Origin of the sequence: Citrobacter braakii (genome assembly GCF_009648935.1) — a bacterium.
Taxonomy (GTDB): Bacteria; Pseudomonadota; Gammaproteobacteria; order Enterobacterales; family Enterobacteriaceae; genus Citrobacter; species Citrobacter braakii.
Genome location: NZ_CP045771.1, coordinates 4,256,758 through 4,280,497, shown reverse-complemented (window position 1 = coordinate 4,280,497; position 23,740 = coordinate 4,256,758). Strand labels below are relative to the sequence as shown.

General features: G+C 54.2%; 24 protein-coding genes and 1 riboswitch. Of the genes, 11 read left to right on the top strand and 13 right to left on the bottom strand.

Annotated elements, in window-relative coordinates:
- The first annotated feature begins 280 nt into the window (after positions 1–280).
- A riboswitch (molybdenum cofactor riboswitch) is annotated at positions 281–426 on the top strand.
- The 6 genes from moaA (at position 414) to GFC06_RS20205 (ending at position 3,861) form a co-directional block, all read left to right on the top strand.
- Positions 414–1,403, top strand: coding sequence for a GTP 3',8-cyclase MoaA (moaA, locus tag GFC06_RS20230; RefSeq protein ID WP_016152346.1), 990 nt, complete (start codon positions 414–416; stop codon positions 1,401–1,403). (Overlaps the previous riboswitch by 13 nt.)
- A gap of 19 nt (positions 1,404–1,422) precedes the next feature.
- Positions 1,423–1,935, top strand: a complete 513-nt coding sequence (gene moaB / locus GFC06_RS20225) for a molybdenum cofactor biosynthesis protein B (protein WP_016152347.1) — start codon at positions 1,423–1,425, stop codon at positions 1,933–1,935.
- Between the two features lie 2 nt (positions 1,936–1,937).
- Entirely contained in the window at positions 1,938–2,423 is a 486-nt protein-coding gene (gene moaC, locus GFC06_RS20220) for a cyclic pyranopterin monophosphate synthase MoaC (protein ID WP_003035188.1), read from the top strand.
- A complete protein-coding gene (gene moaD, locus GFC06_RS20215; protein WP_016152348.1) occupies positions 2,416–2,661 on the top strand; it encodes a molybdopterin synthase sulfur carrier subunit in 246 nt (81 codons plus the stop codon). Before moaC ends, moaD begins: the two co-directional genes overlap by 8 nt.
- Before the next feature lies 1 nt (position 2,662).
- A complete protein-coding gene (gene moaE, locus GFC06_RS20210; protein WP_046274634.1) occupies positions 2,663–3,115 on the top strand; it encodes a molybdopterin synthase catalytic subunit MoaE in 453 nt (150 codons plus the stop codon).
- Positions 3,116–3,156: 41 nt separating this feature from the next.
- Entirely contained in the window at positions 3,157–3,861 is a 705-nt protein-coding gene (locus GFC06_RS20205; protein ID WP_003831536.1) for a Bax inhibitor-1/YccA family protein, read from the top strand.
- Between the two features lie 39 nt (positions 3,862–3,900).
- Here GFC06_RS20205 and GFC06_RS20200 read toward each other — a convergent pair whose 3' ends face one another.
- The 3 genes from GFC06_RS20200 to GFC06_RS20190 are packed head-to-tail and all read right to left on the bottom strand — an operon-like array spanning position 3,901 to position 6,862.
- On the bottom strand, positions 3,901–4,863 hold the full coding sequence (locus tag GFC06_RS20200; protein ID WP_016152350.1) for a lysylphosphatidylglycerol synthase domain-containing protein: 963 nt from the start codon (positions 4,861–4,863) through the stop codon (positions 3,901–3,903).
- Positions 4,863–6,104, bottom strand: coding sequence for a cardiolipin synthase ClsB (clsB, locus tag GFC06_RS20195; protein WP_153646788.1), 1,242 nt, complete (start codon positions 6,102–6,104; stop codon positions 4,863–4,865). Before clsB ends, GFC06_RS20200 begins: the two co-directional genes overlap by 1 nt.
- Positions 6,101–6,862, bottom strand: a complete 762-nt coding sequence (locus GFC06_RS20190; RefSeq protein ID WP_153690577.1) for an endonuclease/exonuclease/phosphatase family protein — start codon at positions 6,860–6,862, stop codon at positions 6,101–6,103. The genes clsB and GFC06_RS20190 overlap by 4 nt, the downstream gene beginning before the upstream one ends.
- A gap of 131 nt (positions 6,863–6,993) precedes the next feature.
- On the opposite strand from GFC06_RS20190, the gene GFC06_RS20185 reads away from it, so the two are divergent.
- Positions 6,994–7,404 carry a YbhQ family protein gene (locus GFC06_RS20185; protein ID WP_153690576.1) on the top strand — a complete coding sequence of 137 codons (411 nt, stop codon included), beginning with the start codon at positions 6,994–6,996 and terminating at the stop codon, positions 7,402–7,404.
- Here GFC06_RS20185 and GFC06_RS20180 read toward each other — a convergent pair.
- Genes GFC06_RS20180 through cecR form a run of 5 tightly spaced genes read right to left on the bottom strand, consistent with a single transcriptional unit; the run spans position 7,366 to position 13,007 of the window.
- Positions 7,366–8,472 (bottom strand): ABC transporter permease, encoded by a 1,107-nt coding sequence (locus GFC06_RS20180; protein WP_047501272.1) that lies wholly within the window; start codon positions 8,470–8,472, stop codon positions 7,366–7,368. The genes GFC06_RS20185 and GFC06_RS20180 overlap by 39 nt on opposite strands.
- Before the next feature lie 10 nt (positions 8,473–8,482).
- Complete coding sequence (locus GFC06_RS20175) at positions 8,483–9,616, bottom strand: ABC transporter permease (RefSeq protein WP_016156059.1); 1,134 nt, start codon at positions 9,614–9,616, stop codon at positions 8,483–8,485.
- Positions 9,609–11,345, bottom strand: coding sequence for an ATP-binding cassette domain-containing protein (locus GFC06_RS20170; RefSeq protein ID WP_016152356.1), 1,737 nt, complete (start codon positions 11,343–11,345; stop codon positions 9,609–9,611). Before GFC06_RS20170 ends, GFC06_RS20175 begins: the two co-directional genes overlap by 8 nt.
- Positions 11,338–12,333: a secretion protein HlyD gene (gene hlyD / locus GFC06_RS20165; RefSeq protein ID WP_153690575.1), complete on the bottom strand. Its 996-nt coding sequence runs from the start codon at positions 12,331–12,333 to the stop codon at positions 11,338–11,340. Before hlyD ends, GFC06_RS20170 begins: the two co-directional genes overlap by 8 nt.
- Positions 12,330–13,007 (bottom strand): transcriptional regulator CecR, encoded by a 678-nt coding sequence (cecR, locus tag GFC06_RS20160; RefSeq protein ID WP_153690574.1) that lies wholly within the window; start codon positions 13,005–13,007, stop codon positions 12,330–12,332. Before cecR ends, hlyD begins: the two co-directional genes overlap by 4 nt.
- A 221-nt stretch (positions 13,008–13,228) precedes the next feature.
- On the opposite strand from cecR, the gene rhlE reads away from it, so the two are divergent.
- The 4 genes from rhlE (at position 13,229) to GFC06_RS20140 (ending at position 19,064) form a co-directional block, all read left to right on the top strand.
- Entirely contained in the window at positions 13,229–14,572 is a 1,344-nt protein-coding gene (gene rhlE / locus GFC06_RS20155; RefSeq protein WP_049282687.1) for an ATP-dependent RNA helicase RhlE, read from the top strand.
- A 96-nt stretch (positions 14,573–14,668) separates the two neighbouring features.
- Positions 14,669–16,819 (top strand): ATP-dependent DNA helicase DinG, encoded by a 2,151-nt coding sequence (gene dinG / locus GFC06_RS20150; RefSeq protein WP_141875010.1) that lies wholly within the window; start codon positions 14,669–14,671, stop codon positions 16,817–16,819.
- 29 nt (positions 16,820–16,848) lie between these two features.
- The gene (gene ybiB, locus GFC06_RS20145; RefSeq protein ID WP_016156063.1) at positions 16,849–17,817 is read left to right on the top strand and encodes a DNA-binding protein YbiB; all 969 of its coding nucleotides are present in this window, start codon (positions 16,849–16,851) and stop codon (positions 17,815–17,817) included.
- A 161-nt stretch (positions 17,818–17,978) separates the two neighbouring features.
- Complete coding sequence (locus tag GFC06_RS20140) at positions 17,979–19,064, top strand: malate/lactate/ureidoglycolate dehydrogenase (RefSeq protein WP_153690573.1); 1,086 nt, start codon at positions 17,979–17,981, stop codon at positions 19,062–19,064.
- A gap of 97 nt (positions 19,065–19,161) precedes the next feature.
- On the opposite strand, the gene ybiJ is transcribed toward GFC06_RS20140, so the two are convergent.
- The 5 genes from ybiJ to mcbA form a co-directional block, all read right to left on the bottom strand.
- The gene (ybiJ, locus tag GFC06_RS20135) at positions 19,162–19,422 is read right to left on the bottom strand and encodes a DUF1471 family protein YbiJ (RefSeq protein ID WP_049282690.1); all 261 of its coding nucleotides are present in this window, start codon (positions 19,420–19,422) and stop codon (positions 19,162–19,164) included.
- 300 nt (positions 19,423–19,722) lie between these two features.
- Positions 19,723–19,989, bottom strand: coding sequence for a DksA/TraR family C4-type zinc finger protein (locus GFC06_RS20130; protein WP_003035233.1), 267 nt, complete (start codon positions 19,987–19,989; stop codon positions 19,723–19,725).
- A gap of 75 nt (positions 19,990–20,064) precedes the next feature.
- Positions 20,065–20,742, bottom strand: coding sequence for a PKHD-type hydroxylase YbiX (gene ybiX, locus GFC06_RS20125; protein ID WP_153690572.1), 678 nt, complete (start codon positions 20,740–20,742; stop codon positions 20,065–20,067).
- A gap of 43 nt (positions 20,743–20,785) precedes the next feature.
- Complete coding sequence (locus GFC06_RS20120) at positions 20,786–23,071, bottom strand: catecholate siderophore receptor Fiu (RefSeq protein WP_153690571.1); 2,286 nt, start codon at positions 23,069–23,071, stop codon at positions 20,786–20,788.
- Positions 23,072–23,364: 293 nt separating this feature from the next.
- Positions 23,365–23,625 carry a DUF1471 family periplasmic protein McbA gene (gene mcbA, locus GFC06_RS20115; RefSeq protein ID WP_047501255.1) on the bottom strand — a complete coding sequence of 87 codons (261 nt, stop codon included), beginning with the start codon at positions 23,623–23,625 and terminating at the stop codon, positions 23,365–23,367.
- Positions 23,626–23,740 lie beyond the last annotated feature (115 nt).

Sequence of the window (23,740 nt, the reverse complement as noted above, 5' to 3'; positions counted from 1 at the left end):
CGAGATGCACCTGCCGGCAAGATGATGTATATCAATGCAAAACTGTGGTTTTTGCTTATTCTGTAGCGAAATTGCACGATCATGTCGCTATATATGTGTTTATACAGCGAAAGTGTACATGGCAAAAGCGTCATTTACACGCTAGTATCGGCATAACCACAATGTACTCTGAATAATTTGAGTTGCAGGAAGGCAGTGAGGGAGAGAATCCCCCGTAAGCGGACATAAGTACGTGACTGGGGTGAACGAATAAAGCCCACGCTTCTGCAATTTGAAGTATGACGAGAATAAACACTCTAGCCTCTGCACCTGGGTCAAATGATACGGTGCTTTGGCCGTGACAATACTTGAATAAGTTTGTCACCAGGGCGTAGGAAGAAATGACTACGTCTCCCGTATTTGGAAAGGTGTACATGGGCTCTCAACTTACCGATGCTTTCGCACGTAAGTTTTACTACTTACGTTTGTCGATTACCGATGTGTGTAACTTTCGTTGCACCTACTGCCTGCCGGATGGCTATAAGCCCGGCGGTGTCACCAATAACGGCTTTTTGACCGTTGATGAAATTCGCCGCGTTACGCGCGCGTTCGCCAGTCTGGGAACGGAAAAAGTGCGTCTGACAGGGGGCGAACCTTCATTGCGTCGCGACTTTACCGACATTATCGCCGCCGTGCGCGAAAACCACGCCATCCGTCAGATTGCGGTGACCACTAATGGTTATCGTCTGGCGCGTGATGCTGCTGCCTGGCGCGATGCCGGACTGACCGCACTTAACGTCAGCGTCGACAGCCTCGATGCCCGTCAGTTTCACGCCATTACCGGGCAGGACAAATTTCAGCAGGTGATGGCAGGCATTGACGCCGCCTTTGATGCGGGTTTTGAAAAAGTGAAAGTCAATACCGTGCTGATGCGCGACGTAAACCATCATCAACTGGACACCTTCCTGGCGTGGGTTCAGCCCCGTCCTATCCAACTACGCTTTATTGAACTGATGGAAACGGGTGAGGGCAGCTCTCTCTTCCGTAAACACCATATCTCAGGCCAGGTCCTGCGCGATGAGCTGCTGCGTCGCGGCTGGATCCACCAGATCCGACAGCGCAGCGACGGTCCGGCTCAGGTTTTCTGTCATCCTGACTATGCTGGTGAAATTGGTCTGATCATGCCTTATGAGAAAGACTTCTGCGCCACCTGCAACCGTCTGCGCGTTTCCTCTGTCGGCAAGCTGCATCTGTGTTTATTTGGTGAAGGCGGCGTAAGCCTGCGTGATTTGCTGGAAGATGACGCTCAGCAGTCGGCGCTGGAAGAACGCATTTCAGCCGCGCTGCTGGAGAAAAAGCAGACTCATTTCCTGCATCAGAACAATACCGGTATTACGCAAAACTTATCTTACATTGGCGGCTGATCGCTAAAAGGAGTTTTTCATGAGTCAGGTAAGCGCTGAATTTATCCCGACACGCATTGCTATTCTTACTGTTTCCAACCGTCGCGGCGAAGAAGATGACACCTCCGGCCATTATCTGCGTGACTCGGCGCAAGAGGCGGGTCATCAGATTGTCGACAAGGCGATCGTCAAAGAGAACCGCTACGCCATTCGCGCCCAGGTTTCTGCATGGATTGCCAGTGAGGATGTGCAGGTTGTGCTCATTACAGGCGGCACGGGCTTAACCGAAGGGGACCAGGCGCCAGAAGCGCTGCAACCGCTGTTTGATAGAGAAGTCGAAGGGTTTGGTGAAGTATTCCGTATGCTGTCGTTTGAAGAGATTGGCACCGCGACGCTGCAATCCCGGGCGATTGCCGGAGTGGCCAACAAAACGCTGATTTTCGCCATGCCGGGGTCGACTAAAGCGTGTCGTACCGCATGGGAAAATATCATTGCGCCGCAGCTCGATGCCCGTACGCGTCCGTGTAATTTCCACCCACATTTGAAGAAATAAGTATGTCGCAACTGACTCATATTAACGCCGCTGGCGAAGCGCATATGGTGGATGTCTCCGCCAAAGCGGAAACCGTACGCGAGGCGCGTGCAGAAGCATTCGTTACCATGCGTAGCGAAACGCTGGCGATGATTATCGACGGCAGCCACCATAAGGGCGACGTTTTCGCCACGGCGCGTATTGCCGGTATTCAGGCCGCCAAACGGACCTGGGATCTTATCCCACTGTGCCATCCGCTGATGTTGAGCAAGGTTGAAGTTAATCTGCACGCCGAGCCGGAACACAACCGCGTACGCATTGAAACGCTGTGTCGCCTGACCGGGAAAACCGGCGTCGAAATGGAAGCGTTAACGGCGGCCTCCGTGGCAGCGTTGACCATCTACGATATGTGCAAAGCGGTGCAAAAGGATATGGTGATTGGTCCGGTGCGTTTGCTGGCTAAAAGCGGCGGCAAATCGGGAGATTTTAAGGTGGATGCGCATGATTAAGGTTCTTTTCTTTGCTCAGGTACGGGAATTGGTGAACACGGATGCCATAGAGGTCGCCGCTGAGTTTGCAACGGTAGAAGCGCTGCGCCGGAGTCTTGCGGCAAAAAGCGATCGCTGGGCGTTGGCGCTGGAAGACGGCAAGCTGCTGGCCGCGGTAAATCAGACGCTGGTCAGTTTTGACCATCCCCTTAATGCGGGTGACGAAGTGGCTTTCTTCCCACCGGTAACCGGAGGCTAAGATGGCTGAAACGCGAATTGTTGTTGGTCATGCGCCGTTCAGCGTCGGGGATGAGTATCCCTGGCTGGCCGAACGCGATGAAGATGGCGCGGTGGTCACTTTCACCGGTAAAGTCCGCAATCACAATCTCGGCGATAGCGTGCAGGCGTTAACGCTGGAACACTATCCGGGAATGACCGAAAAAGCGCTGGCGGAGATTGTCGACGAAGCGCGTGCGCGCTGGCCGCTGGGACGAGTAACGGTCATTCATCGCATTGGCGAACTGTGGCCGGGTGACGAAATCGTTTTTGTTGGCGTGACCAGTGCGCATCGCAGCAGCGCGTTTGATGCCGGGCAGTTCATTATGGATTATCTGAAAACCCGCGCACCGTTCTGGAAGCGCGAGGCCACGCCAGAAGGTGAGCGCTGGGTTGATGCTCGCGACAGCGATAAGCTAGCAGCAAAACGCTGGTAGAGTACAATTGGTGTAGGCTCATACTGATTCAGGAGATTGTCATGGACCGATTCCCACGATCCGATTCTATTGTACAGGCCCGTTCCGGCCTGCAAACGTATATGGCGCAGGTGTACGGCTGGATGACCTGCGGATTGTTGCTGACGGCGTTTATCGCCTGGTATGCAGCAAATACGCCCGCGGTGATGATGTTTGTCTTCTCCAGCAAAATCACCTTCTTTGGACTGATCATCGCCCAGCTAGCGCTGGTGTTCGTCCTGTCCGGCATGGTGCAAAGGCTCAGCGCGGGAATGGCGACCACGCTGTTTATGCTCTATTCGGCATTAACCGGGCTGACGCTATCAAGCATTTTTATCGTCTATACCTACTCGTCTATCGCCAGCACCTTCGTGGTCACCGGCGGGATGTTCGGGATCATGAGTTTGTACGGCTACACCACCAAACGCGATCTTAGCGGTTTCGGCAATATGCTGTTTATGGCGCTGATCGGTATTGTGCTGGCCTCGCTGGTTAACTTCTGGCTGAAGAGCGAAGCGCTGATGTGGGCGGTGACCTATATTGGGGTGATTGTGTTTGTCGGCCTGACCGCTTATGACACGCAGAAGCTGAAAAATATCGGTGAGCAGATCGACCTGCGTGACAGCTCCAATCTGCGTAAATACGCAATTCTTGGGGCCTTAACGCTGTATCTGGACTTCATCAACCTGTTCCTGATGCTGCTGCGTATCTTCGGCAATCGTCGTTAATTCTCTGTTGCCGGATGGCGTAAGCCGCCATCCGGTGAATCATTTCGCCATCGCCTTCTCGTTTTTTACCCGCAACTTTTTCGCCCGACTCTCCAGCAGCAAATAGCACATCAGCGCCAGCAGCAGCGGAATAAAATAGTACAGCACGCGATACGCGAGCAGGGCGGCAATGATTGTCCCCTGAGAGGTATTCTCTCCTGCCAGCAGCGCCATAAAGACCGCCTCCAGCACGCCAATCCCCGCCGGAATATGCACGATAACACCGGCAATACTGCTCACCAGCAGCACGCCCAGCACGAAGAAATAGTTGATATTCTGACCCAGCAACAGCCAGATAATCGCCCCCATTACCATCCAGTTAGTACCGGATATCGCCATTTGCGCGAGGGCAAATTTCCAGGAGGGCAGTACCAGTTTTTGGCCCTTGATGGTGATGTGGCGATGTTTGGCGAAAGCGCAAAACCACAGATAAACAACAATCATCAGCAGCAGCGCAATGCCTAAGAGGCGTAGCGTACCTTCATCGATATACCAGTGCGCGGGCAGTTCAACGACGCCGAAGGTGAAAATAAAACCGCCCAGCAGAATATAGCCCAGCCAGTTGGTGGTAATGCTCAGTGAAAAAATTCGCGTAATTGTGCTCCCCGGTAATCCGAGACGCGAGTAGAGACGATAACGCATCCCAATACCGCCCACCCATGTGCTTAACGTCAGGTTGAAGGCGTAACAGATAAACGACACCAGCATGACCTGGCGTTTTGCCAGCTTGTGCCCACAGTAGTAGCGCCCGAGCAGGTCATAGCAGCCGTAAAGTAAATAACTGACGATCACCAGCCCTACGGCGCTGAGCAGGGCGATCCGATTGTAATCGCGAATTACCGTCCACACTTCCTGCCAGTTGACCTTACTGGCATAAACGACCAGCAATACGATAACCGCAATAAAAAATAGCCATGTGAGGATCTTTTTCGCTAAGCGCCAGCGTCGGTGGTTTTTTGGCATCAGGTTTCCCCTCCTGCATCCTCAGTCGGAATACGATCCTGGGTTTCCAGAGTTGGCTGTGCGGGGGGTTCTACCTCGGCCAGATGCGGGGTGTGCGCCGGTAGCCAGCCGACCAGCGCCGGGAAGTGGCGTAAAAAGTGGAAGGCCAGCACGCTTTTGGTCAGGTTCCACCAGGTACGTTTTGGCAGCATTGATTCATCAACTCGCTTGCAGTCCTGCGCAATAATGGGGTTCAGGTTGTCACGCAGGGTCTGGTTAAACGTGCGGTCATGAATAATAAGATTCGCCTCCAGATTGAGCGACAGACTGAGCGGGTCGAGATTGCTGGAACCTACCGTCGCCCAATGATCGTCCATCAGCGCGACTTTACCATGCAGGGGCTTACGCCGGTATTCATAGACATGGACGCCGCCTTTAACCAGATAGTTATAAAGCAGGCGGGCACCCACTTTTACAATCGGCATATCCGGTTCACCCTGGACGATGAGTTTTACCCGAACGCCGCGTCGCGCAGCTTTTCGTAGGGCATGCAGCAGGCGATAACCCGGAAAGAAATAGGCATTGGCAATGATCACTTCCCGCCGGGCCTGGGTCAGCATTTTCAAATAGTGGCGTTCAATATCATCGCGATGCTCTTCGTTATCGCGCCAGACAAACAGCGCCTGCGCTTCGCCAGGCCGATGATTCTCAATTGCCCGGTGATGACGTCGCCACCAGCGTCGTACGGCGCTCTGTCCCGGTAAGTTATCCAGCACGAATTTCAGGATGTCGGCCACGACAGGACCTTCCACGCGAACGGCATAATCCTGCTTGGCCTCGGGACCGTAATCAGACATGTGTTCAGCGGAATAATTGATGCCGCCGACAAAGGCAACACGGTCATCAATGACCACAATTTTGCGATGCATACGGCGAAAGAGATTGGTGCGCATACCGAACAGACGCGGGCGCGGATCGTAGTAGCGGAAAACAACGCCTGCTACGGTCAACTCTTCGACAAAACTGTCGCTAAGATCCGGCGAACCGTAACCGTCCAGCAGCACCTCTGCTTTGATTCCGCGCTGGGCGGCGCCGAGCAAGGCGGCATGCAGCTGTTTTCCGACCGCATCTTCAAACCAAATAAAGGTCTCAAGGATAATTTTTTGCTGTGCCTGTGCAATGGCGTCAAAGACGGCGGGATAGTATTGATCGCCGTTTTCCAGCAGTTGAATTTGATTGCCTTCACGCCAGCCATTTTTCATAAATGAATCTCCGCACTCAGGGGGGCATGATCGGACAAATGTCGCCAGTGACGCAGCGCCAGCGTCGTTGGAGTACTGGCATTCGCATTTTTCACGTAGATCCTGTCCAGACGCAGCAGGGGAAAATGCACCGGAAACGTCCGCGCCGGGCGACCGTGGGCGCGGGTAAAAATCTCGTCAAGGCCGGCCCTGGCTTTCAACGGGTGATTGGCCGTTTGCCGCCAGTCGTTAAAATCTCCGGCGATCACCACGGGCTCCGCGTCGGGCAGGGCATTGACCCAGCCAGCCAGCATAGCGAGCTGGGCCTGACGGTGTGCTTCACGCAAACCGAGATGCACGCACATGACATGGATTGGGTGCGAGAGCATTGGCGGCACGATGCGGCAGTAGAGGACCCCGCGCTTTTCACTCGCGCCGACGGACACATCGCGATTTTCATAATGTTCAATGGGATAACGCGACAGCACCGCGTTACCATGATGCCCTTGCGGGTACACGGCGTTACGCCCGTAGGCGAAGTCGCTCCACATGGTGTCCGCCAGAAATTCGTAGTGGGTGGTATCCGGCCAGTTCTCAATCTGCAGCGAGTGAGCATCGTGCGCGCCCATAACTTCCTGTAGGCACACAATGTCTGCACCGACCGTTCTGACAGCCTCCCGTAGTTCAGGCAAAATAAAACGCCGGTTGAAGGCGGTGAACCCTTTGTGAGTATTAATGGTGAGCACATTGAATGAAAATTGAACTCCCGATCCGCTCATGAGCCTCCCGTTGGCGTCACTTCCTAAATAAAATAGTGTAGTCGTCGTCACAAAAAGATGCGGTGTTGCGGAATTTTCCGTAAAGTCCGGTACTCTGAATAATTAGTTGAAAATCCTTCAGGAGAAAAGCCATGAGGTGGCAACAACGTGTTCGTGTCGCAACGGGTCTAAGTTGCTGGCAGATTGTGTTGCATTTACTGGTAGTGGCGTTGCTGGTAATGGGCTGGATGAGCGATACGCTGGTGCGCGTCGGCCTGGGATTATGCGTCGTTTACGGCGTAACGGTTTTATTAATGCTGGCCTTGCAACGTCACCATGAACAGCGCTGGCGCGACGTAGCTGATGTGCTGGAAGAGCTGACTACCACGTGGTATTTCGGTGCCGCGATGATCGTACTGTGGTTGCTGTCGCGCGTGCTGCAAAACAACGTCTTGCTGGCCCTGGCGGGGCTGGTGATCCTTGCCGGACCCGCCGTGGTCTCGCTGTTGGCGAAAGACAAAAAGCTACATCACCTTGCGTCTAAACATCGCATACGCCGCTGAGCCGGTCGTGGCCGCTATCACCAACAGCGGCCACAAACTTCCCCACACAATCTGCAGACTCGCATCCTTCAGGTAAATCTGTTTCGTGATGTCCGTAAAATGGCGGATTGGGTTTATCCACGTCAGATTCTGTAGCCAGACCGGCATATTTTCGACCGGCGAGACGTAGCCTGAAAGTAAAATCGCCGGCATCATAAACACAAACACGCCGATAAACGCCTGCTGCTGGGTGGCGCACAGTGATGAAATCAGCAGACCAAAGCCGACCAGCGACAGCCCGTAAATCACCATCGTGAAATAGAACAGCACCAGTGAACCGGCAAACGGGATGTGATAAGCCCAGATGCCGATCGCCAGCACAATGGTGGCCTGAAACGTTGCCACAATTAACGCGGGCACCGCTTTACCGATGAATATCTGCCAGGTGGTAAGCGGTGAGACCAGCAGCTGATCCAGCGTGCCTTGCTCGCGCTCGCGGGCAACCGAGAGCGAAGTGACGATCATGACGCCGATGGTGGTGATCATGGCGATCAGCGACGGAACCACAAACCATTTGTAATCCAGATTCGGGTTATACCAGTTACGCACCACCAGCTCGCTGTTGTTCGGTTTCGGCTTGCCGTCCATCAGCTCCTGCTGATACTCCTTAACGATCTGCTGCAGGTAATTCGCGGCAATTTGCGCACTGTTAGAGTTACGCCCGTCGAGAATAATCTGCATGGGAGCCTGCTGGAAAGTATCCAGATTACGCGAAAAGTTGGCCGGGAAGCGCACCAGCAACAGGGCTTTTTGCGTGTCGATGGTGGGCTGGATCTCCTGCGGGCTTTTCAGCAGCAGAACGTGCGTAAAGGCGCTGGCGCGAGCGAAGCGCTGGGTTAGCTCCACCGAATGTTTACCGTTGTCTTCGTTATAGATAGCGATAGTGGCGTTGGTGACTTCCAGCGTGGCCGCGAACGGGAACAGAATAACCTGAATCAGCACCGGTAAAATCAGAATGGCTCGCGTCTGCGGTTCACGTAACAGTGATTGCAGCTCTTTACGAATTAATGTCCATAAGCGATGAAACATGCCCGTCCCCTTAATCCAGCCGACGTTTGGTTTTAAGCCACGTCAGGCCAATAAACATCACCGCCGAAGCGATTAAAAACAGCACGTTGATAATCAGCACCACCGGAATATTTCCCGCCAGAAACAGGCTTTGTAGGGTGCTGACGAAATAACGAGCCGGAATAATATAGGTTACTGCCCGGATAATCGCCGGCATGCTGTCTATCTGGAAGATAAAACCCGACAGCATAATCGAGGGCAGGAAGGCGGCGTTTAGCGCGACCTGCGCGGCGTTAAACTGGTTGCGGGTGATGGTGGAGATAAGCAACCCCATGCCGAGCGTGCTGAGCAGAAACAGGCTGGTAATAAAAAACAGGATCAGCAACGAACCGCGATAAGGCACGCCGAGAATAAACACCGACACCAGCATACACAGCAGCATCGCCAGCATGCCCAGAAAGTAATAGGGGATCAGTTTGCACAACAGCAGTTCGACGCGGGTGACTTCGGTAGACAACAGCGCTTCCATGGTTCCGCGCTCCCATTCGCGCGCCACCACTAATGAGGTGAGGATAGCGCCAATAACCGTCATGATGATGGTTACCGCCCCGGGAATAATAAAATGTTGGCTGATGGCCGCCGGGTTAAACCAGTAGCGGGTCTGCACGTCGATCAAAGGTTCAAATGATTCTCCGCGATCTTCCGCCCGCTGTTGTTGCCAAATCTGCCAGATGCCTTCGACATAACCCTGTACAAAGTTAGCGGTATTCGGTTCACTGCCGTCGGTGATCACCTGGATCGGCGCCACGTCGTTGGGTCGCGCCATCTGCTGGGCGAAATCCACCGGGATCACCACCAGCCCGCGAATGCGCCCGGCCTGCATTTTCTCAATCAATTCTTGACGGTTATCGCTGATGGTGGCGTCAATATACGGTGAACCGGTCATGGTATGGGTAAAATCCAGCGCCTCTTCGCTTTGCTGTTCGAGCAGAATCCCTACCCGCAGCTTGCTGGAGTCGAGGTTGATCCCGTAGCCGAAGATAAACAGCAGCAGCAGCGGGATTACCACCGCAATCAGCCAACTGCTGGGATCGCGGACGATCTGGCGCGTCTCTTTCACGCACAGCGCGCGTACGCGACGCCAGGAGAGAACGGAGTTACTCATGCGTATGCTCCTTATCCCAGTCATTGATTAGCGTGATAAAGGCCTGTTCCATGGTCGGGTCTGGCGTCTCACTGTCAGCAGCCTGAGCTTTCAGGTCGTCCGGCGTACCGCTGGCAATCAGTTTGCCGCGATACACCAGCCCGATACGATCGCAGTATTCTGCCTCATCCATAAAGTGGGTGGTCACCATCACCGTGACGCCTTTTTCCACCATGCTGTTGATATGTAACCAGAACTCCCGACGGGTGAGGGGATCGACCCCGGAAGTGGGTTCATCGAGGAACAGAATGTCGGGTTCATGCATCAGCGAACAGGCCAGCGCCAGACGCTGTTTAAAACCCAGCGGCAGTTCGTCGGTGGCGTGGGAGGCGATACTCTTCAGGCCGAATGCCTCGCTCATCCGCTCGATTTTCTCCTTCTGCGCCCGACCGCGCAGGCCGTAGACGCCGGAGAAAAAGCGCAGATTCTGTTCAACCGTCAGGTTGCCATACAGGGAGAATTTCTGCGCCATATAGCCCAGATGCTGGCGCGCTTTACCGGAGCTGACCTTCAGGTCCATGTCCAGCACCAGCGCTTTACCCGAGGTGGGGACCAGCAGGCCGCACATCATTTTAAAGGTAGTGGATTTGCCCGCGCCGTTGGGTCCTAACAAACCAAAAATCTCGCCGCGCTGCACGGCAAAGTCTACGTGGTCGGTAGCGGCAAAATCGCCAAATTTTTTGGTCAGCGCTTTGGCTTCGATCACCGTTTCACCTGGCGTGCCTTCCACGGTATGCAGGATAGCACCCAGCGGGGACTCCGATGTTCCGGCCCCGCCGAGTAAATCGATAAAGGCATCCTCGAAGCGGGGGGCGGTTTCGTTGATGGTTATCTCCGGCATGCCGTCAGCGTTTTGAATCTGCTGGGCCGTCGCTTCTTTTTTCAGGATTAAGCGGACGGATTTCCCCTGAATCATCCCGTCGCTAACCTGCGGCAGTTTTAACGTGCGTTGCAGCAGGCGGCGGTTATTTTCCTGCGAACTGCTCATCAGGAAGCTGCGACCCGACATGGTTTGCGTAAGCTGAGTGGGATCGCCCTGATACAGCAATTCACCTTCGTTCATCAGCAGCACATCACGGCATTGTTCAGCTTCATCCAGATACGACGTGCTCCAGAGGATCAGCATGCCGTCCCCAGCCAGCTCATGAACCATTTGCCACAGTTCGCGACGGGAAATAGGGTCGACGCCCACGCCAGGCTCATCCAGCAGTAACACGCTGGGTTCACCGACCAGCGTACAGGCAAGTCCGAGCTTCTGTTTCATGCCGCCGGAAAGCTTGCCGGCCAGTCGTCCGGTAAACGGCCCCAGCGAAGTAAATTCCAGTAGCCGGGCAAAGGTTTTTTCTCGCGCTTCACCGGTAACGCTACGTAAATCTGCATAGAGATTGAGGTTCTCCATGACGGTCAAATCTTCATACAGACCAAATTTCTGCGGCATGTACCCCAGTACCGCATGCAGCGCGCTGTCGTCTTTGATGGGATCAAAACCAATTACCGTTGCGCTACCGGCGTCGGGTTTCAACAGCCCTGCAAGCATTCGCATCAGCGTGGTTTTGCCAGCGCCATCCGGCCCGACCAGCCCGGTCACGTAGCCCGCATGAACGGTACAGTCGAGTGGGGCGACGGCCGGTTTATCCATTCCGGCAAAGTTTTTCGTCAGTCCATTCAGCGTAATGACGGCGTCATTCATGCCGTGCCTCATCGCTGAACTTTATCGTTACCGGCATTCCCTGGCGCAGCGCATCGTCCGCGTCAGTCACCACAATACGCAGGCGATAAACCAGGTCGGTGCGCAGGTCAGGGGTCTCGACTGTTTTTGGGGTAAACTCGGCGGTGGGCGACACGAAGCCGATTTTACCGTGATACGGTTTGTCCGGACGGCCATCGGTGTAAAGCAGGATTTCGCGTCCTGGCTGCGCCTGGCTCAGATTTCGTTCGTCAACGTAGGCGCGAACCCATACCGGACGCGTGAGTGACAGCGTCAGTACCGTGCCCCCTTCGTTCAGCATGCTGCCGGGTTCGACCGCACGGGTGAGTAACGTGCCGTCAGACGGCGAGGTCAGCGTGGTGTCATGCAAATTAAGCTCTGCCTGGGCCAGCTCGGCCTGAGCTTGTTCGAGCGTGGCTTTCGCCTGCTCGATGTCCTGCACACGATTACCGCTGCGGTATTGGCTGAGTTTATCCTGTGCGGATTTCAGAGAGGCCAGCGCCTGATCGCGTGATGAACGGGCGTTTTCCAGATCGTTGGCGGAGATAGTGCGGCTTTTCCACAATCCCACCTGCCGATTGAAAAAGTTTTGCGCGTAATCATAGGCTGCCTGCGCCTGTTTGACTGCCGCTGCGGTTTGCGCGATCTCCTCTTCACGATACCCTGCCAGCATCAGATCGTATTGCGCCTGGGCGGCGGCAACATTCGCTTTTGCCTGCATTAATGCGTTTTCATACGGCGCACGGTCCAGTTCGCCCAGCACCTGACCGGCGGTAATGGCATCGCCTTCGTCAACCGCCAGCGAGGCCAGCCTGCCGCCGACGCGAAAACTCAGGTTGACGCTACGGATATCGACATTGCCGTACAGCGTCAGACCGTTATCTTGCCGACTTTGATACCACCACGTTCCACCGGCAATCACGGCAACGAGGGCCGCGATGACCAGCCCGAGAACGACAGGTTTTTTCATGACTCCAGACTCCTTTGCGTTAAACCTTGCAGAATAAGATCGATGTGACAGGTGATCGTTTGGTCAATCAGCGCGGTTTTATCCTCATCAAATTGTGACCAGCCCGTACGCAACAGAATGGTTTCTTTCCCCAGACGAAAGGCCAGTACCTCGCCGAGTAGGGCGTGGGTGTGCAGGATCATTTGGGTATCGTTGGCATCGCCGCCGGTATAGGCAGCAATCAGGCGCGTCAGGTGAGTATGCAGCGGATTGATAACCTGGTCGTGCACCAGTTGATAAGCCGCGGTGGGTGAAAGCTGTTCGCGCGAAATAAATTTGCTCAGGTTAACGGTATCGTCCTGGGTTAACAGCATGATCATATTTTTGCAGGCGCGGAGGATCAGTTCGCGCATCGCGCCACGATCCGGGTCCGCCTGAGCAAACAGACGCTCGGCTTCTTCAGCATGCGGGCGAAACTGTGAGCCGATAAAATCCGCAATCCACTGGGCGCAGGCGAGATATAAATCCTCTTTTGAGCCAAAATAGTAGGTGATAGCAGCAATATTTTGCCCGGCCTGCGCGGCGATATCGCGAGTAGTGGCGTGCAGACCATACTCGCCAAACTGCGCCAGCGCGGCGGCAATGAGCTGATTTTTCGCCTGTTCACCTTTGGTTGTCATGGTGGGTGTATTCATAGCACGACTCAGATCTTAATCAATCGATTGATTAAGATTATGACTGATGTGTAACCTTGTCCAGTCCGGACCGTTATTTTTCAGCGCAGGGATAATTTATGCGGCACATCACAAAAACTGCTACACTCCGCCCCTTCATGACATTGTGGTTTTTGTCATCTTTATTATATGTATCTCCCTGAAAACGACACCGGTAACGGTCAGGGTGGTTCGGAGTTGTTATGTCTTTTGATTCCCTTGGTTTAAACCCTGAAATTTTACGTGCCGTTGCCGAGCAGGGTTACCGTGAACCTACCCCTATTCAGCAGCAGGCGATCCCTGCCGTGCTGGAAGGCCGCGATCTGATGGCCAGCGCCCAGACCGGTACGGGGAAAACGGCAGGTTTTACCCTGCCGCTGTTGCAGCACCTGATTACCCATCAGCCGCATGGCAAAAGCCGTCGTCCGGTGCGTGCGCTGATCCTCACGCCAACTCGCGAACTGGCGGCCCAGATTGGCGAAAACGTACGTGATTACAGTAAGTATCTGAATATTCGCTCGCTGGTGGTCTTCGGCGGCGTGAGCATTAACCCGCAGATGATGAAGCTGCGCGGCGGTGTGGATGTGCTGATCGCCACGCCTGGTCGTTTGCTCGATCTGGAACACCAGAATGCGGTGAAACTGGATCAGGTTGAGATTCTGGTACTGGATGAAGCTGACCGCATGCTGGATATGGGCTTTATTCATGATATCCGTCGCGTTCTGGCGAAACTGCCGGCAAAACGCCAGAACCTGCTGTTCTCAGCAACGTTCTCTGATGATATTAAGTCGCTGGCCGAAAAGCTGCTGCACAATCCGCTGGAAATCGAAGTGGCGCGCCGTAATACCGCGTCAGAGCAGGTGACTCAGCACGTTCATTTTGTTGATAAAAAGCGTAAACGTGAACTGTTGTCGCAGATGATCGGTCAGGGCAACTGGCAGCAGGTGCTGGTGTTTACCCGTACCAAACATGGTGCAAACCATCTGGCGGAACAGCTGAATAAAGACGGCATTCGCAGCGCGGCGATCCACGGTAATAAATCTCAGGGGGCGCGTACGCGTGCGCTGGCTGATTTTAAATCCGGTGATATTCGTGTGCTGGTGGCGACCGATATTGCCGCGCGCGGTCTGGATATTGAAGAGCTGCCGCACGTGGTGAACTACGAGCTGCCAAACGTCCCGGAAGATTACGTGCACCGTATTGGTCGTACCGGTCGTGCGGCCGCTACCGGCGAAGCGTTGTCTCTGGTGTGCGTCGATGAACACAAGCTGCTGCGTGACATCGAGAAGCTGCTGAAAAAAGAGATCCCGCGAATTGCGATGCCAGGCTACGAGCCAGACCCGTCCATCAAAGCCGAGCCGATCCAGAATGGTCGCCAGCAGCGTGGCGGCGGTGGTCGCGGTCAGGGTGGAGCAGGGCGTGGTCAGCAGCCGCGTCGTCAGGATGGCGGTGCGCCAAAAGCGAAACCGCGTAGCGGCGAAGGCAAACCGGCGGGCGATAAGCCTCGTCCACCGCGCCGTCCGCGCAAACCGTCTACAGCGCAGTAATTGCGAGCCCGACCGAAAGGTCGGGCTTTTCTTTTTGCGACACGTATCAGAAAGTGCCACAATAGTGGCTGTTTATACAGTACTTCAGGTTTTCTCATGGCACTAACGGCTGCGCTAAAAGCGCAAATTGCCGCCTGGTATAAGGCGCTTCAGGAACAGATCCCCGACTTTATTCCCCGTGCGCCGCAGCGGCAGATGATTGCTGACGTCGCGAAAACGCTTACCGGGGAAGAAGGGCGGCATCTGGCGATTGAAGCGCCGACCGGGGTGGGGAAAACGCTGTCGTACCTGATTCCCGGTATTGCCATAGCGCGTGAAGAACAAAAAACGCTGGTGGTCAGTACCGCCAACGTTGCTTTACAGGATCAGATCTACAGCAAAGATTTACCGCTGCTGCGCAAAATTATCCCCGATCTGCGTTTTACCGCCGCGTTTGGTCGCGGGCGTTATGTCTGCCCGCGTAATTTAGCGGCGCTGGCCAGTAGCGAACCCAATCAGCAGGATCTGTTGGCCTTTCTCGACGATGACCTGACGCCCAACAACCAGGAAGAACAAAAGCGCTGCGCCAGGCTAAAAGGCGATCTCGACAGCTACAAGTGGGACGGGCTGCGCGATCACACGGATATCGCTATCGACGACGGACTCTGGCAGCGCCTGAGCACTGATAAAGCCAGCTGTTTGAATCGTAACTGTCACTACTATCGTGAATGCCCCTTTTTTGTCGCCCGCCGTGAGATTCAGGAAGCCGAAGTGGTGGTGGCTAACCACGCGCTGGTGATGGCGGCCATGGAAAGCGAAGCTGTTTTGCCGGAGCCGAAGAACCTGCTGCTGGTCCTTGATGAAGGTCACCATTTGCCGGACGTCGCGCGCGATGCGCTGGAGATGAGCGCAGAAATCAGCGCCCCCTGGTATCGGCTGCAGTTGGATCTGTTTTGCAAATTAGTGGCCACCTGCCTGGAACAGTTTCGTCCAAAAACTACGCCGCCGCTGGCGAATGCCGAGCGTCTGAGCGGTCACTGTGAGGAACTGTATGAGCTGATTTCATCGCTCAATAACATTCTTAATCTGTACATGCCTGCGACCCAGGAGGCGGAACACCGCTTCGCGATGGGCGAACTGCCTGCGGAAGTGATGGAGATTTGTCAGCGTCTGGCGAAGCTAACAGAAATGCTGCGCGGTCTGGCGGAACTGTTCCTCAACGATCTCAGCGAAAAAACCGGCACCCACGATATTGTGCGTCTGCATCGGGTTATTTTGCAGATGAATCGGGCGCTGGGCATGTTTGAGGCGCAAAGCAAACTGTGGCGGCTGGCTTCGCTCGCGCAGTCTTCAGGCGCGCCGGTGAGTAAATGGGCGACGCGCGAAGTGCGTGACGGGCAGATCCACGTCTGGTTCCACTGTGTGGGGATCCGTGTGAGCGATCAGCTTGAACGACTGCTGTGGCGCAGCGTACCGCATATTATCGTGACCTCCGCCACGCTGCGTTCGCTCAACAGCTTCTCGCGTTTGCAGGAGATGAGCGGGCTGAAAGAAAAAGCAGGGGACCGGTTTATCGCGCTGGATTCACCGTTTAATCACGTTGAGCAAGGCAAAATCGTCATTCCGCAGATGCGCTACGAACCGTCAATTGATAACGAAGAGCAGCATATCGCGGAAATGGCCGCCTATTTCCGCGAACAGCTGGAAAGTAAAAAGCATCAGGGCATGCTGGTACTCTTTGCCAGCGGTCGGGCAATGCAGCGTTTTCTTGAGCACGTTACCGATCTGCGCCTGCTGTTGCTGGTACAGGGCGACCAGCCGCGCTATCGATTGGTGGAGCTGCACCGCAAGCGGGTGACCAACGGCGAGCGTAGCGTACTGATTGGGCTGCAATCTTTTGCCGAAGGTCTGGATTTGAAAGGCGACTTGCTGACCCAGGTGCATATTCACAAAATTGCTTTTCCGCCTATCGACAGCCCGGTGGTGATCACCGAGGGCGAGTGGCTGAAAAGCCTGAACCGCTACCCCTTTGAGGTGCAGAGCTTGCCCGCGGCGTCATTCAATTTGATCCAGCAGGTTGGGCGACTCATTCGTAGCCACGGCTGCTGGGGAGAAGTGGTTATTTATGACAAGCGTTTATTGACCAAAAGCTATGGCAAGCGTTTACTGAACGCATTACCCATATTTCCGATAGAGCAACCTGCTGTGCCAGACGTTATAGTAAAACCAAAAGAAAAAGCGAAACCCACGCGTCGCCGTCGGCGTTAACGATGCGAGCAACAGGCAAGGAGTTATCGATGGATTACCGCAAAATCATCAAAGAGATTGGGCGAGGAAAAAATCACGCGCGTGACCTGGATAAGGATACTGCTCGCGGACTGTATACCCATATGATGAACGGCGAGGTGCCCGATCTTGAGATGGGCGGTGTACTGATTGCGCTGCGTATTAAAGGCGAAGGCGAAGCGGAGATGCTGGGCTTTTACGAAGCGATGCAGAACCACACCATTCGCCTGACTCCGCCAGTGGCCAAACCCATGCCGATTGTCATTCCCAGCTACAATGGCGCGCGCAAGCAGGCAAATTTGACTCCGCTGCTGGCGATTTTACTGCATAAGCTGGGCTTCCCGGTGGTGGTGCACGGTGTCAGCGAGGATCCAACCCGCGTGCTGACTGAAACCATTTTCGAACTGATGGGGATTGCGCCGACGCTGCATGCCGGGCAGGCGCAGGCAAAGCTGGATGGTCATGAGCCGGTGTTTATCCCGGTGAGTGCGCTGTGTCCTCCGCTGGAAAAACAGCTGGCGATGCGCTGGCGAATGGGCGTGCGTAACAGTGCGCATACGCTGGCTAAATTAGCCACGCCGTTTGCCGAAGATGCCGCGCTGCGTCTTTCCAGCGTTTCTCACCCGGAATACGTATCGCGCGTGGCGAAATTTTTCGGCGATATCGGTGGGCGTGCCCTGTTGATGCACGGTACCGAGGGTGAAGTGTACGCCAACCCGCAGCGCTGCCCGCAGATAAGCCTGATAGATTCGTCCGGCGTGCGAGTGCTACAGGACCGGCAGAGCGAGATGCCCGATGAGCCGGTCCCACTGCCGGTGGCTAAAGACCCGGAAACTACCGCGCGCTGGATTGAGCGTTGTCTGGCGGGCAGTGAGCCGGTTCCGGCATCGCTGAAAATCCAGATGGCCTGCTGCCTGGTAGCAACCGGTGAATCCGCGACGCTGGCTGAAGGACTTGGCCGCGTCGAGCAAAGCTTCTGATTTTTCTTTCTCTCGACGGGTCATTTGCCAGGCCCGTCGGTTCACGCTTTCCGGCAACGTGAAATTTCTGCACGTTTATTGATCTCCTGAGCGCTGTGGCGCAGCATAGTTTGTTGAAAAATAAGAAACACAATCAACACGCGACTCAACAGGAGATAACAATGAACAGTGGACATCGCTTCCATGTGCCAACGCTGCACGCCTTTATCCAGGCCGTTTTTCACCAGATGGGAAGCAATGAGCTGGAGGCGCGGCTGGTAGCAGATCATCTGATAGCCTCTAACCTCGCCGGCCACGACTCCCACGGTATCGGCATGATCCCAAGCTATATTCGCTCATTTTCGCAGGGACACCTGCAGATCAACCGCCATGCCAAAGTGGTCAACGATGCGGGAGCGGTGATTACGCTTGACGGCGACTGCGCATTTGGTCAGGTGGCGGCCCACGAGGCAATTACGCTTGGGATCGAAAAAGCGCGCCAGTACGGTATCGCTGCCGTGGCATTACATAATTCGCACCATATTGGACGCATTGGCTACTGGGCGGAGCAATGTGCGGCGGCGGGTTTTGTTTCGGTGCACTTTGTGAATGTGGTAGGGATCCCGATGGTCGCACCGTTTCATGGCCGCGATAGTCGATTTGGCACTAACCCCTTCTGCGTGGTGTTCCCGCGTAAAAATACGTTCCCGTTGTTGCTGGACTATGCAACCAGCGCCATCGCGTTTGGCAAAACTCGTGTGGCATGGCACAAGGGCGAGACGGTGGCTCCGGGATGCCTGATTGATGCTAATGGGGTACCCACAACCGATCCTGCCGTAATGCAGGTCTCTCCGCTGGGATCGTTGCTGACCTTCGCCCAACACAAAGGTTATGCGCTGGCGGCAATGTGCGAAATTATGGGGGGAGCGCTTTCTGGTGGTAAAACCACACATGAAGAGAGCCAGCAGACCAGCGCGGATGCCATCATTAACTGTATGACGACCATCATTATGAATCCGGAACTGTTTGGCGCGCCGGACTGCGACAACCAGGTCGCGGCCTTTGCTAAGTGGGTGAAAGCGTCCCCCCATGCTGAAGATGCCCCGATCCTGTTGCCAGGGGAGTGGGAGGTGAATACTCGTGAAGAACGGCTGGAGCAAGGTATTCCGCTGGATGCCGGAAGCTGGCAGGCGATTTGCGAGGCGGCGTTGCAAATAGGGATGCCAGACGCCGTGTTGCAGGAATTCCGTCAACGACTGGAACACTAAGCAAAAAAAAGCCCGTCCAGTGGCGGACGGGCAAACAAAGGGTAACAAACAGGGTCAATGAGGGTTGGAGCATTGGGTCGTACAGGTAATCTTTCGGTTATTTATAGATAACCGCGGTGCCGCTCATTTTGTCTTTGCCGATAGCAGAAGTGATGTTGTAACCCGTTGCGCCAGCAGCAGTCGCTTTTTCAGCCAGTTTTGCTTCCAGGCCGTCCAGCGTGGTGGCGCCGTCAGCAGATACCACACCAATTTTGTTCATGTTTTGCGCCTGAGTAGAGGAAACTGGCTCGGCAGCAAAAACGCCAAATGACAGGGTAGACAGAGCGATGGCGGCAACAGCAAATTTGATATTTTTCATGATTAATTTCTCGCAGGTTTGTTCTGTTAGTCAGTGTTCTTTAAGAAGACGTTGTTTCGTCGATGTGAGAAGTATCACGTTTTTTTATGCGAGATAAAATCGAATAGAATTGACGACATCAATCAAAAAAATTGAATGACAAATAACTTATTGAATATTAATAAATTCGAAAGAGGGATTTACAGTTCTTGTCATTGCGCTTTACAGAGAAACCGACAACGGCACATTTTGCTACACATAGTGCAAAAAAGCGTGCTCGTAAAGGAAATCGTATGCGCTGAAACTTTCGGTAAAGATAAGTCAACGTAGCTGGCTGTCTTTCGAACCTCTGCGATTATATCCTGAAAATGCAGCGCTATGTGAATCTTTATCCTGCTGGCATGTGATGCACAAGCGTACGCCGGGCACGGCCTCCCGTCTGGCCTGAGGGATTGGATTACCACATTCTTCGCATTCATACAGACTTTCCCCCGTCGGTAACTCACCGCGGGCGCGGGCAACAGCATCTTCAATAGTATTGTTGATCTGTTCGTTAACAGCGTCGTCATTTGCCCATCCGGATGCCATACCTACCTCCTGCTGATGTCTACAGAATAAGTATAGCGAATGTGATGGCTGAAAAACGACCACGCGTCAGCGGTATCAGATTTCGGACCATTCGCGCAGCAGGTTATGGTAGAGATTGAGAAGCGACAGGATCTCGCTACTCTCCCCATGACGTGTCTTCAGGGACTGGATGTTTTTATCCAGTTCAAAAAGCATGGCGCGATTTTTATCGTCCCGGATCATCGACTGGATCCACATAAAGGATGCCACCCGAACACCACGGGTCACCGGCGTAACGCAGTGCAGGCTGCTGGAAGGGTAAAGTACCAGATCGCCTGCCGGAAGTTTTACCGCATGCTGGCCGTAGGTGTCATTGACCAGCAGCTCTCCTCCCTCATAATCGTCGGGATTACTCAGGAATAAGGTGGCGGAAAGATCTGTGCGCATCCAGCCGTTTTGCGGATGACTACGCACCGCGCCGTCAACGTGAAAACCGTAGGTCTCGTTGTCCTGGTAGCGATTGAACAGCGGTTTGGAGAGCGTTTTCGGTAATGCAGCGGCGAAGAATAACGCGCTGTTGTTCACCGCGTTTTGTACCGCCTGTTGTAAAACGCTGTAACGCTCACTTTGCGTATCCACCTGCTGGTTTTTTTTAACCTGCGCACCCTGAGCGCCGGTGGTTGCGCGGCCATCAACCCAGTCGGCAGCGTCCAGTTGTTCGCGAAACCAGGCGACATCCTGCGCCGACAGAATGCCGGGAATGTGATACATCATCAGTGTTTCTCCTGAAAGTGGGGCTTACGCCCCACGTAAAAGATCAGAAATGCATATTTGCCGTGAGCAGGAAGGTTCTTGGCTCACCCGGATGGTAACGGTATCCGCTCTTGTTAATGGAGGATACATAATCGGTGTCGAACAGGTTATAGACGTTCAACTGGAAATCGAGATTGCGATTCACGCGATAACCCAGTTTCGCGTCGGCGACCCAGTAACCTTCGGTGTAGGATGGCGTACCCACGGCCCCGTCGGAACCGCGATGCATACTGCCCACGTAGCGAGCGCCCGCGCCAACAGAGATATCATCGGTAGCCTGATACTGGTTCCACAGCGTGAACGCATGTTCTGGCGTATACGGCAGGGATGAAGAACCATCCTGAGCAACGTTTTTGCCGCTGTGGATCGTCGCGCGCTGCTGGGTGTAACCCCCAATAACCTGCCATGCGGGAGTGATGTTCCCTGCTACCGAGAGTTCGTAACCTTCAACGCGCTTCTCCCCGTACTGGGAATATGTGCCGTCGTCGTTCTGCTCAACTTCGTTCTCAATATCCGTACGGAAAATCGCGGCAGTTAACAGCAGGCGCTTATCCAGCACCTCCCATTTGGTGCCGATCTCGCTGGTTTTCGCTTTCTGCGGTTTGAAATCGGTACGGTTCGCACTGTTACCGCTTCCGCCCTGAGCGAGGGCAAAGTTGCTGCCGCCCGGCGGTTGCTGAGAAACGGCGTAGTTAATGTAAACGTTACCGTTATCGGTCAGGTGATACAGCGCGCCCGCTTTCCAGTTCACCAGATTGCCTGATTTGGCAGTATCCACGGTGGTGACCGGAGAACCTTTCGCCACGCCTGTCGGACACGCGACCGCGCCGCGACCAGAAGCGCCGCAAGCGGTAGCGCTGTCATATTCCGTGCGGTAATTGTCGAGGCGAATACCACCGTTTAGTTCAAACTCACGGGTAATCTGTAGCGTATCAAACGCGTATACACCGAAGGTATCGGTTTGCCCGTTAGCATTAGCGCCGTTACGAGACAATCCGCCGATATTCACATTGCTGTCGGGGTGATAGATATTTACCGGCGGCGGGGTGATCGGGTTTACACCATAGTTGGTTTGCGTTTCACGCGTTAGCTCCACGCCGGTGCTGATGTCGTGACCGATGGCTCCCGTGTAAAATTTTGAGGTCAGGTTGGTCTGGTTGGTCAGGATCTTATTGCTGACATCTTTGGTATTTGCCAGGCGTGACCAGGTCCAGGTGTCGACGCTGCTGGAGGGTTGAGTGATGTTAGTCGCGCCGCCCATCACCGCCGTCATCAGATAATCCTGCTTAATGCGTGACCAGCGGGTGGTGTTGCGAATAGTGGTGCTGTCGTTCAGGTCATGTTCAAAACGCATCGTTGCGGTATCGGTCGTTGAATCGTCGTAATCCGAGTTGGTACCGTAGAAGTTATGCGTATCCACTTTTCCTGACTGATTCAGTGCAGCAGTCCCCGCGGAAGGCGCGGAATATCCCGGCAGACCGATGGTGGGGACACCGCCATCCGGGGTGTTGTGCTGGGTGACATGCAGATAGTTCAGATACAGTCGGTTCTCAGTGCCTAAGCCAAAGGCGAGAGAGGGGGCCACACCATAACGTTCATTCTTAACGTTATCGCGACCGGCATCATGCGTTTTTTCACCCATCAGGTTTAACCGTGCAGCGGTGGTCTCGCCGATGACCTGGTTAATGTCCAGCGTACCACGGCGGAACCAGGCGCTACCGACGCTGGCCGAGGCATCGATCCCTGAGTCGGTGCGCGGCTGTTTGCTGATCATATTGATGGAGCCCGTTGGCGCGCTACGGCCATAGTCGGTGCCGGAGGGGCCTTTGATCACTTCAACCTGTTCGGTATTGAAAGTGTCGCGCGTAACGCTGCCAATATCTCGGATACCGTCGATATAAATACTGTTCGAGGTATCCGCACCACGCATGTACACCGCGTCACCGGTAGTGGAGTTACCGTTCTCACCGGCGAAAAACGCGCCAACGCCCGGTACGTTTTTCAGCGCATCGGTCAGATTGGTTGCACCTTGATCCTTAATCACCTGCTCAGAAATCACTGTCATGGTGCGAGTTGTATCCGCTAGCGGGCGGGAGAACTTAGGGTCGGCAGACTGCGTTGGGGCGTATAGCGAAGGTTTGGCCGCTTCAACAACCAGCGTATCTTCTTGTTTTTTATCTTGATCGCCCGCGGCGACAGCCTGAGCTACCGGAGACAGGCCAATACACAGACCGGCAAAAAAAGTCAGTGAATGAAAACTACTGGCAGGCAAATTGCGATTTTTATCCATGTTAGTGAGTGACTTATTATTTTTTGAGTAGACGGTTTCACTCGCGCGAAGGGACATCTCTGTGGATGTTATACCCTGCAGGCCTCGCGGGAGTGAATGTGTAATTGATAATGATTTTGATAAGCATTACTAATCAGTGCGACGTTTTAGCATTCATTAATTCAAAAATAAATACATTTATTTACATTGGATTCAAAATTGCTACACGATGATTACAATTTGAGCGGTGAACGACGTGAACAGCAGGTAGCAAACTGCATTCGGGGTGAATGCAGTTGGGCTAAGGTGAGGGACTACTTATAGATAGTTGCGCTGCCGTACATCTGGTTTTTACCGCCCGCAGAATTGACGACAAAGCCTTTTGCGCCTTGCTCTTTCGCTTTCTCTGCCAGCTTGTCTTCGAGATCGCTCAGGCTAGAAGCTCCGGTAGCGAAAACAGTGCCGGAAGCTTGTAGCTGGCCGGTTTGAGGGCTGGTGTAGGGCTGTGCAGCAAAGGACGCAAATGTCATGCCGGTCAGTACGGTAGCGGCAAGGAATGTGAGGCATTTCTTCATGGTGATATCCTCTGAGAAACAACAGGTCGTGCCTGATAAGTTTAGGCCGTCAGCGGATGACATTTACCGCAAAAAACTGGTGATGAGATGTCTGTTTTTTGAACAATCAGCAAGC

Excerpts from the sequence above, each read along its gene's own strand:
- GFC06_RS20180 (WP_047501272.1), bottom strand. The coding sequence starts at position 8,472 with ATGTTTCATCGCTTATGGACATTAATTCGTAAAGAGCTGCAATCACTG.
- rhlE (WP_049282687.1), top strand. The coding sequence starts at position 13,229 with ATGTCTTTTGATTCCCTTGGTTTAAACCCTGAAATTTTACGTGCCGTT.
- ybiX (WP_153690572.1), bottom strand. The coding sequence starts at position 20,742 with ATGATGTATCACATTCCCGGCATTCTGTCGGCGCAGGATGTCGCCTGG.
- ybiJ (WP_049282690.1), bottom strand. The coding sequence starts at position 19,422 with ATGAAAAATATCAAATTTGCTGTTGCCGCCATCGCTCTGTCTACCCTG.
- GFC06_RS20170 (WP_016152356.1), bottom strand. The coding sequence starts at position 11,345 with ATGAATGACGCCGTCATTACGCTGAATGGACTGACGAAAAACTTTGCC.
- GFC06_RS20190 (WP_153690577.1), bottom strand. The coding sequence starts at position 6,862 with ATGAGCGGATCGGGAGTTCAATTTTCATTCAATGTGCTCACCATTAAT.
- GFC06_RS20200 (WP_016152350.1), bottom strand. The coding sequence starts at position 4,863 with ATGCCAAAAAACCACCGACGCTGGCGCTTAGCGAAAAAGATCCTCACA.
- GFC06_RS20120 (WP_153690571.1), bottom strand. The coding sequence starts at position 23,071 with ATGGATAAAAATCGCAATTTGCCTGCCAGTAGTTTTCATTCACTGACT.
- clsB (WP_153646788.1), bottom strand. The coding sequence starts at position 6,104 with ATGAAAAATGGCTGGCGTGAAGGCAATCAAATTCAACTGCTGGAAAAC.
- GFC06_RS20185 (WP_153690576.1), top strand. The coding sequence starts at position 6,994 with ATGAGGTGGCAACAACGTGTTCGTGTCGCAACGGGTCTAAGTTGCTGG.
- dinG (WP_141875010.1), top strand. The coding sequence starts at position 14,669 with ATGGCACTAACGGCTGCGCTAAAAGCGCAAATTGCCGCCTGGTATAAG.
- GFC06_RS20130 (WP_003035233.1), bottom strand. The coding sequence starts at position 19,989 with ATGGCATCCGGATGGGCAAATGACGACGCTGTTAACGAACAGATCAAC.
- GFC06_RS20175 (WP_016156059.1), bottom strand. The coding sequence starts at position 9,616 with ATGAGTAACTCCGTTCTCTCCTGGCGTCGCGTACGCGCGCTGTGCGTG.
- cecR (WP_153690574.1), bottom strand. The coding sequence starts at position 13,007 with ATGAATACACCCACCATGACAACCAAAGGTGAACAGGCGAAAAATCAG.
- moaC (WP_003035188.1), top strand. The coding sequence starts at position 1,938 with ATGTCGCAACTGACTCATATTAACGCCGCTGGCGAAGCGCATATGGTG.
- ybiB (WP_016156063.1), top strand. The coding sequence starts at position 16,849 with ATGGATTACCGCAAAATCATCAAAGAGATTGGGCGAGGAAAAAATCAC.
- GFC06_RS20205 (WP_003831536.1), top strand. The coding sequence starts at position 3,157 with ATGGACCGATTCCCACGATCCGATTCTATTGTACAGGCCCGTTCCGGC.
- mcbA (WP_047501255.1), bottom strand. The coding sequence starts at position 23,625 with ATGAAGAAATGCCTCACATTCCTTGCCGCTACCGTACTGACCGGCATG.
- hlyD (WP_153690575.1), bottom strand. The coding sequence starts at position 12,333 with ATGAAAAAACCTGTCGTTCTCGGGCTGGTCATCGCGGCCCTCGTTGCC.
- moaA (WP_016152346.1), top strand. The coding sequence starts at position 414 with ATGGGCTCTCAACTTACCGATGCTTTCGCACGTAAGTTTTACTACTTA.
- moaD (WP_016152348.1), top strand. The coding sequence starts at position 2,416 with ATGATTAAGGTTCTTTTCTTTGCTCAGGTACGGGAATTGGTGAACACG.
- GFC06_RS20140 (WP_153690573.1), top strand. The coding sequence starts at position 17,979 with ATGAACAGTGGACATCGCTTCCATGTGCCAACGCTGCACGCCTTTATC.
- moaB (WP_016152347.1), top strand. The coding sequence starts at position 1,423 with ATGAGTCAGGTAAGCGCTGAATTTATCCCGACACGCATTGCTATTCTT.
- moaE (WP_046274634.1), top strand. The coding sequence starts at position 2,663 with ATGGCTGAAACGCGAATTGTTGTTGGTCATGCGCCGTTCAGCGTCGGG.